Annotated in this window: 6 protein-coding genes; all 6 read left to right on the top strand. The window is 71.8% G+C overall.

Annotation, left to right across the window (positions count from 1 at the left end):
• Positions 1 to 356 (top strand): SDR family oxidoreductase (locus U9980_RS18755; RefSeq protein ID WP_322769107.1); only part of this gene is annotated, 356 nt, incomplete at its 5' end.
• A 33-nt stretch (positions 357 to 389) separates the two neighbouring features.
• On the top strand, positions 390 to 1,559 hold the full coding sequence (locus tag U9980_RS18760) for an alpha/beta hydrolase family protein (RefSeq protein ID WP_322769108.1): 1,170 nt from the start codon (positions 390 to 392) through the stop codon (positions 1,557 to 1,559).
• Entirely contained in the window at positions 1,556 to 2,533 is a 978-nt protein-coding gene (locus U9980_RS18765) for a cyclase family protein (RefSeq protein WP_322769109.1), read from the top strand. Before U9980_RS18760 ends, U9980_RS18765 begins: the two co-directional genes overlap by 4 nt.
• 175 nt (positions 2,534 to 2,708) lie before the next feature.
• Positions 2,709 to 3,644, top strand: a complete 936-nt coding sequence (locus U9980_RS18770; RefSeq protein WP_322769110.1) for a LysR family transcriptional regulator — start codon at positions 2,709 to 2,711, stop codon at positions 3,642 to 3,644.
• A gap of 141 nt (positions 3,645 to 3,785) precedes the next feature.
• Positions 3,786 to 4,931, top strand: coding sequence for a sugar ABC transporter substrate-binding protein (locus U9980_RS18775; protein WP_322769111.1), 1,146 nt, complete (start codon positions 3,786 to 3,788; stop codon positions 4,929 to 4,931).
• Positions 4,928 to 6,472, top strand: coding sequence for a sugar ABC transporter ATP-binding protein (locus U9980_RS18780; protein WP_322769112.1), 1,545 nt, complete (start codon positions 4,928 to 4,930; stop codon positions 6,470 to 6,472). Before U9980_RS18775 ends, U9980_RS18780 begins: the two co-directional genes overlap by 4 nt.
• Positions 6,473 to 6,593: the final 121 nt, after the last annotated feature.

A 6,593-nucleotide genomic window follows, 5' to 3' on the forward strand; every position in this document is an offset into this window, starting at 1 on the left:
CCTACACGACGAGCAAGTGGGCGGTGCGCGGCCTGAGTGCCGCCGCCGCGCTCGAGCTGGCCGGCCGCGGGATCCGCGTGAACACCGTCCACCCCGGCTTCATCGACACGGCCATGACCGCGACCGCGACCGCGGTGTTCCGCGACGCCTCGGTCACGCAGACACCGCTTTGCCGCGCCGGTACTCCCGACGAGGTCGCCTCCGTCGTGCTGTTCCTCCTCGGCGACGGCGCCTCGTTCGTCACCGGCGCCGAGATCCCGGTCGACGGCGGCGCGAGTTCCCACGGCGGCGCCAAGGCTGTCTCCGACGCGCTGCGGCCGTCCTACGTTCCACCGGCGCCGGTCAGCTCGACCTGACCCCCGCGTCGGCACTATCCCCGAGAGGTCACGATGTTCGAGTACTTCCCCGGCAACTATGTCTGGAACCTGAGCGTCGTCGCGACGCTCAACAGCGGCGGCCTGATCGACGAGGTCGACCGCGCCTGCCGGCCGCTGCGCGAGCTGGCCGCCCAGGGCTCCGACGTCGGCACCCGCGAACTGATGGCCGCGTGGGCGGCCGTCGCCGACCAGCTCGAAGGGCAGGCCGCCGACGCCGAGAAGGCCGGCCATCGGCGCACCGCCGGCCAGAAGTACCTGCGCGCCGCGAACTACCTGAGCCAGGCCGAGCGGATGCAGAGCGCGAAAGGCCATGACCGGGCGGCCGTCTACCAGCGCTGCATGGACCTGCTGACCAGGGGCATCGAGCTGGTCGACCCGGCGACGACCCGGGTCGAGGTGCCGTTCGAGGACAGCTCGCTGCCGGCGTACTTCACCAGCGCGGCGACACCCAGCAGCCCCCGGCCTCCCGTCGTCGTCATGTGGAACGGGCTGGACTCGACCAAGGAGCACATGTACGCCGCCGGCTTCGCCGTCGAGCTCGCCGCCCGCGGCGTCTCGACGCTGATGGTCGACTGCCCCGGCAGCGGCGAGGCACTAAGGCTGCACGGCCTCACCGCGCGGGTGACCACGGAGGACTGGGCGGCGGCCTGCGTCGACTACCTGGAGACCCGCGACGACATCCGCGCCGACCGGATCGGCCTGGTCGGCTGGTCGCTGGGTGGCTACTACGCGCCGCGCGCCGCCGCCTTCGAGAAGCGCCTCGCACTGTGCGTCGCCTGGGGTGCGAACCACAACTGGGGAGCCGTCCAGAAGCGCCGGCTCGAACGGGAGGGCGAGAACCCGGTCCCGCACTACTGGGGCCACGTGCTGTGGGTCTGGGGCGAGACCGACCTGGACACCTTCATCACGAAGGCCGAGGCCGTCCACCTCGACGGCATCGTCGAGCACATCACCGTGCCCTTCCTGATCGCCCACGGCGAGAACGACCGCCAGATCCCGGTCGCCTACGCGCACCGCTCCTACGAGCAGGCTGTCAACAGCCCGAAACGCGAGCTGCGAATCTTCACCCCCGAGGAGGGCGCGACCGAACACATCGGGCTCGACCACCTTCCCCACGTCGGCACGTTCATCGCCGACTGGATCGAGGAGACCTTCACCGAACTGGACGGGAACAGCCGATGAGCCCGGACGACCTCGACCGGACCGACCCGGAGAGCGCCATCGCCGCGACGGCCAAGCGCGTCTCCAACTGGGGCCGGTGGGGCCCGGACGACGTGCGCGGCACGATGAACCACCTCGACGCGGACAAGCGCCGCGCCGCCGCGGCTCTCGTCCGCACCGGCGAGTCGTTCTCGCTCGCGCAGCGCTTCGACATGGACGGGCCGCAGAAGGGCTGGCGGCGACGCACCAACCCCGTCCACACCATGCTCGACACCGGCGTCGACGCGGTCCACGGCAACCAGGGCTTCCCTCACGGCATCGGCGGCGCCGACGACGTGATCGCCATGCCACTGCAGTGCTCCACCCAGTGGGACGGCCTCGGGCACATCTTCGACCACGGCATGGCCTGGAACGGCCGGCGCGCCGACAAGGTCGTCACCAGCCTCGGCGACCACGTCACCGGCATCGAGACCGTCGCCGACGTCATCGCCGGCCGCGGCGTGCTCCTCGACGTGGGACGCGCGCTCGACGCCGACGGGGAACTGCCCGACGGATTCGCGATCACCACCGAGCACCTCGAACGGACCATCGAACGCCAGGGCGCCACGGCGACCGTCGGCCGAGGCGACCTCCTGCTCGTGCGCACCGGCCAGCTCACCCGCGCCCGCCGCGACGGCTGGGGCGACTACGCCGGCGGACCCGCACCCGGACTGTCGTTCACCACCGCCGACTGGCTGCACCGCACCGAGATCGCGGCCATCGCCACCGACACCTGGGGCTTCGAGGTCCGCCCCAACGAGTTCGACCACGCCTTCCAACCGCTGCACCAGGTCGTGATCCCCCACGTCGGCCTGTTCATCGGAGAGATGTGGGACCTCGACCCGCTCGCCGCCGCCTGCGCCACCGACGGTGTCTACGACTTCTTCCTCACCGCCGGCCCGCTGCCGGTCACCGGCGCGGTCGGCTCCCCCGTCAACCCGATAGCGGTGCGGTGAGCGCCGGCCGCGCCTTCTCGACCAGTCAGACCACCGGCGGCGGACTCGACGACGGCTGACCATCAGAGGGCACCGGCAGGGCGTGGAGGAGCACCCCCTGAAGCCCCCAGAGCGTCATCAGGACAGGGCGTGGTCAGGCCATGCGCATCAGCGTCGCTTATGCCAGGCTGGGCTGGTGGAGTTGCCGAACGTCGACCTGAACCTCCTGCGCACGCTGGACCTCCTGCTCCAGGAGGCCAGCGTCACCCGCGCCTCGCAGCGCCTGCAGGTCAGCCAGCCCGCGGTCAGCCTGGCGCTGGCGAAACTGCGCCGGCACTTCGGCGACGACCTGTTGCGCCGGGCCGGCAACCACTACGAGCTGACGCCACTGGCCGTGCAGCTCAAGGAACGGACCAGCCTGGCCATGCTCGGGGCCCGGCGCGTCTTCGAGGCGGCCCCCGCCTTCGACCCGACCGCCGAACGGCGCGAGTTCACCCTGCTGTGCTCGGACTACGCCGCCGCCGTCCTCAGCGAGGCCCTGCAGGACCTGAGCTTCACGCGGGCTCCCGGCGTCGTACTGCGCTTCGAGCGGCACACCACCGCCGACATCGACCACGCCGCCGAGCGGATTCGCACGGTCGACGGAATTCTGCTGCCGCACGGCTTCCTGTCGAACCTGCCCTACACCGAGCTCTACACCGACGACTGGGTCTGCCTGGTCGCCACGGCGAACACGCGCGTGGGCGACAGCCTGGCGATGGAGCTCCTGTCCGAGCTGCCCTGGGTGTTTACCTACCACGCGCCCACGGCGTTCACGTCCGCTGGCCGGCAGTTGCAGCTGCTCGGCGTCGAACCACGGGTCCAGGTCGTCGTCGACTCCTTCCTCGCGCTGCCGTTCGCCATCGCGGGCACGGACCGGGTCGGGCTGGTCCAGCGCAGGCTCGCCCGCAAGCTCACCGCCGCGGGCGACGTCCGCGCGCTCGAGTGCCCGTTCGACGCCGTGGCCATCGCCGAGGCCCTCTGGTGGCACCCGATGTACGAGCGGGACCCCGCCCACATCTGGCTGCGCGCCCTGCTCACCGACGCCGGCTCCCGCCTGATGACCCCCGGGCCAGCGACCAGGAGTGCATAAACGAGGCTTATACAGACCATACCCAGTATGGCGTGGACGAGGTGTGGCACGGCTTCCATCATGAACGCTACCCACCGCATCTGTGACGGTGGTCTCATCGGAGGAACTCGCCACGTGATCCACTTACGCCGTCGCTTCGCTATGTCAGGACTCGGCCTACTCGCCGTGGTGGCGCTCGTCGCTGGCTGCTCCAGTTCGTCGACCAGTTCGTCGACCAGTTCACCGGCCGCGCAGACAGCCGTCAGCGGCGCATCGTCCGGGGGGACGCACCCGGACGCCTATCGAGGGGTCCTCGGCACCGCGCCGACCGCCGCCGTGCCCCCGAAGCCCGGCGCGCTCGCCTGGGTGGTCTCCTGCGGACAGTCGGTCCCCACCTGCGCCGCCCCGGCCCAGGCCGCCGTCGACGCCGCGCAGGCCGCAGGCTGGACCGCCAAGCTGTGCGACGGCCAGCTCAACCCGCAGGGCTGGTCCGCCTGCATCCGCCAGGGCATCAGCGCCAAGGCCACGGGAATCATCGTCATCGGCCAGGACTGCGACAGCTTCCAGGCCGCCCTCCGGGAGGCGAAGGCCGCGGGCATCCCGACGATCGGCGCCGGCGGCAACGACTGCGACATCAGCGGCGGGACGAAGCTGTACAGCGCCGTCGTCCAGAACCTCGCCGACGTCACCGCCGAGCAGTGGTGGCGCCGGATTGGCGCCCTCCAAGCCGACTGGATCATCGATCGGACCAGCGGGAAGGCCCAGGTCCTCAGCCTGGAATTCACCGACTCAATCTGGGGCGGATGGATCCAGGGCGGCTTCACCGCCGAGCTCGCCACCTGCGCGGGCTGCAAGGTGCTCGACACCCTGCAGGTCGGCAACGCGGACGTCGCCGGCGGCCAGCTGCCGCAGAAGTTCGCGACCGCGCTGCTCAAGGCGCCGACCGCGAACGCGGTGAACGTCCCGCTCGACGGCTGGTTCTTCGCGGGCCTGTCGCAGGCCGTGCAGTCCTCCGGCCGCGCCGACCAGCTCGCCGTCATCGGCAACTTCGGTGAGCAGGGCAACCTGGACCTGATCCGCAAGGGCAACGGCGAGGACGCCACCGTCGGCTTCAGCGCCCCCTGGATCGGCTGGGCCGGCGTCGACGCCCTAGCCCGGGTGCTCGCCCACCAGCCGGTCCTACCGGCCGGCGTCGGCCTCCAGGTGATCGACTCGACCCACAACCTGCCCGCGCAGGGAGCGTCGTTCGCCTACTCCCCGACGATCGACTACCAGTCCGCCTATCGGAAGGACTGGTCGCGCGGGTGACTGCGATCGCACCGCAGGCGCCGACCGTCCTGGAGGCGCTGGCCGTCTCCAAGCGGTTCGGCGCCACGACCGCCCTGGCGGACGCGTCGCTGCGCGTCCGCCAGGGCACCGTCCACGCACTGCTCGGCGGCAACGGCTCCGGCAAGTCGACCATGCTCAAGTGCCTCGCCGGCGTCTGCTCGGCCGACGCCGGCACGGTCATCGTCGGTGGCGCGCACGTCCCGGCCACGCAGCTGACCGCGCGGCGCGCCCACCAGCTCGGGCTCCGGTTCGTCCATCAGGATCTGGGCCTGTTCGACGGCCTGACCGTCGCCGAGAACATCGCCCTCGGATCCGGGTTCCCCACCCTGGCGGGCCAGATCCGGTGGCGCACACTGCGCGCCCGCGTCACGACTCTGCTCGACCGGTTCGAGATCCCCGCGGCGTCGAACACTCCCGTCGGAGCACTACGGCCGGCGACCAAGACGCTGGTAGCGATCGCGCGGGCGCTGCAGGACCAGGAAGACGACACCTGTGTGTTGCTGCTCGACGAGCCGACCGCGAGCCTGCCCGACGCGGAGTCGCACACGCTGATGGCGGCGCTGCGCAGGCGCGCCGCGGCCGGGCAGACGATCGTCCTCGTCAGCCACCGCATGCGCGAGGTACTCGAGGTCGCCGACGACTTCACCGTCTTCCGCGACGGCCACCTCGCGGCGAGCCTGACAGCGGCACGCCCGACCGAACAGGAACTAGTCGAGGCCATGGCCGGCCAGCCGCGCCGCGAGTCGCGGGCCCCGTCCCGGCGGCCGGAGCCTCCCGCGGTCGCGGCGACCGAGCCCGTGCTGGTCACCCGCGGCCTGGTCGCCGGCCCCCTCACCGGCCTCGACCTGTCCATCGACGCGGGCGAGATCGTCGGGCTCGCCGGCCTGCTCGGCTCCGGGCGCTCGACCGCTCTGGGCACAGTGTTCGGGCTTCGCCGGCCGGTGGCCGGCCAGGTCCAGCTCGCCGGCAGGGACGTCACCGGCCACTCGACCCGGGCGATGATGGCGAGCGGCGTGGCGCTGGTACCCCAGGACCGCCTCGGTGACGCGGCGCTGACCGGGATGACGGTCCGCGAGAACGTGTCGCTGTCGGTACTGCGGCGGTACTACCGCGGCTGGATGCGCGTCGGCCGTGAACGGCGCGACACCCGGGCGCTGGCAGCCGCGTTCCGAGTCAGGACGCCGTCGGTCGAGACACCGCTCGCGGCTCTGTCCGGCGGTAACCAGCAGAAGGTCGTGCTCGCGCGCTGGCTGCGCCGCACGCCATCCCTGCTGCTGCTCGACGAGCCCACCCAGGGCGTTGACGTCGTCGCGCGCGCCGATATCTACCGCGCGGTCCGTGACAGCGCCGGCGGCGGCTGCGCCGTCCTCATCGCCTCCTCCGACTTCGACGAACTCGCGCAGCTGTGTGACCGCGTGGTCGTCCTGCAGGCCGGTCGCGCCGCTATGGCCATCCCCGCCGAGGGCCTCACCGCCGACATCCTCACAGCGCTCACCCAGAAGGAAGCCATCCCGTCATGACGTCCACCCTGGACGAGAACGGCGAAGCCGCCGCGCCGCCCGCGGCGGCAGAGCCCGCACCCGCACCCGCACCCGCGCCTTCACCGCAACCGCCCGGCGCGCCGCCAGCGGCGGACCAGGC

This window comes from Protofrankia sp. Cr1 (genome assembly GCF_963555865.1).
GTDB lineage: Bacteria > Actinomycetota > Actinomycetes > Frankiales > Frankiaceae > Protofrankia.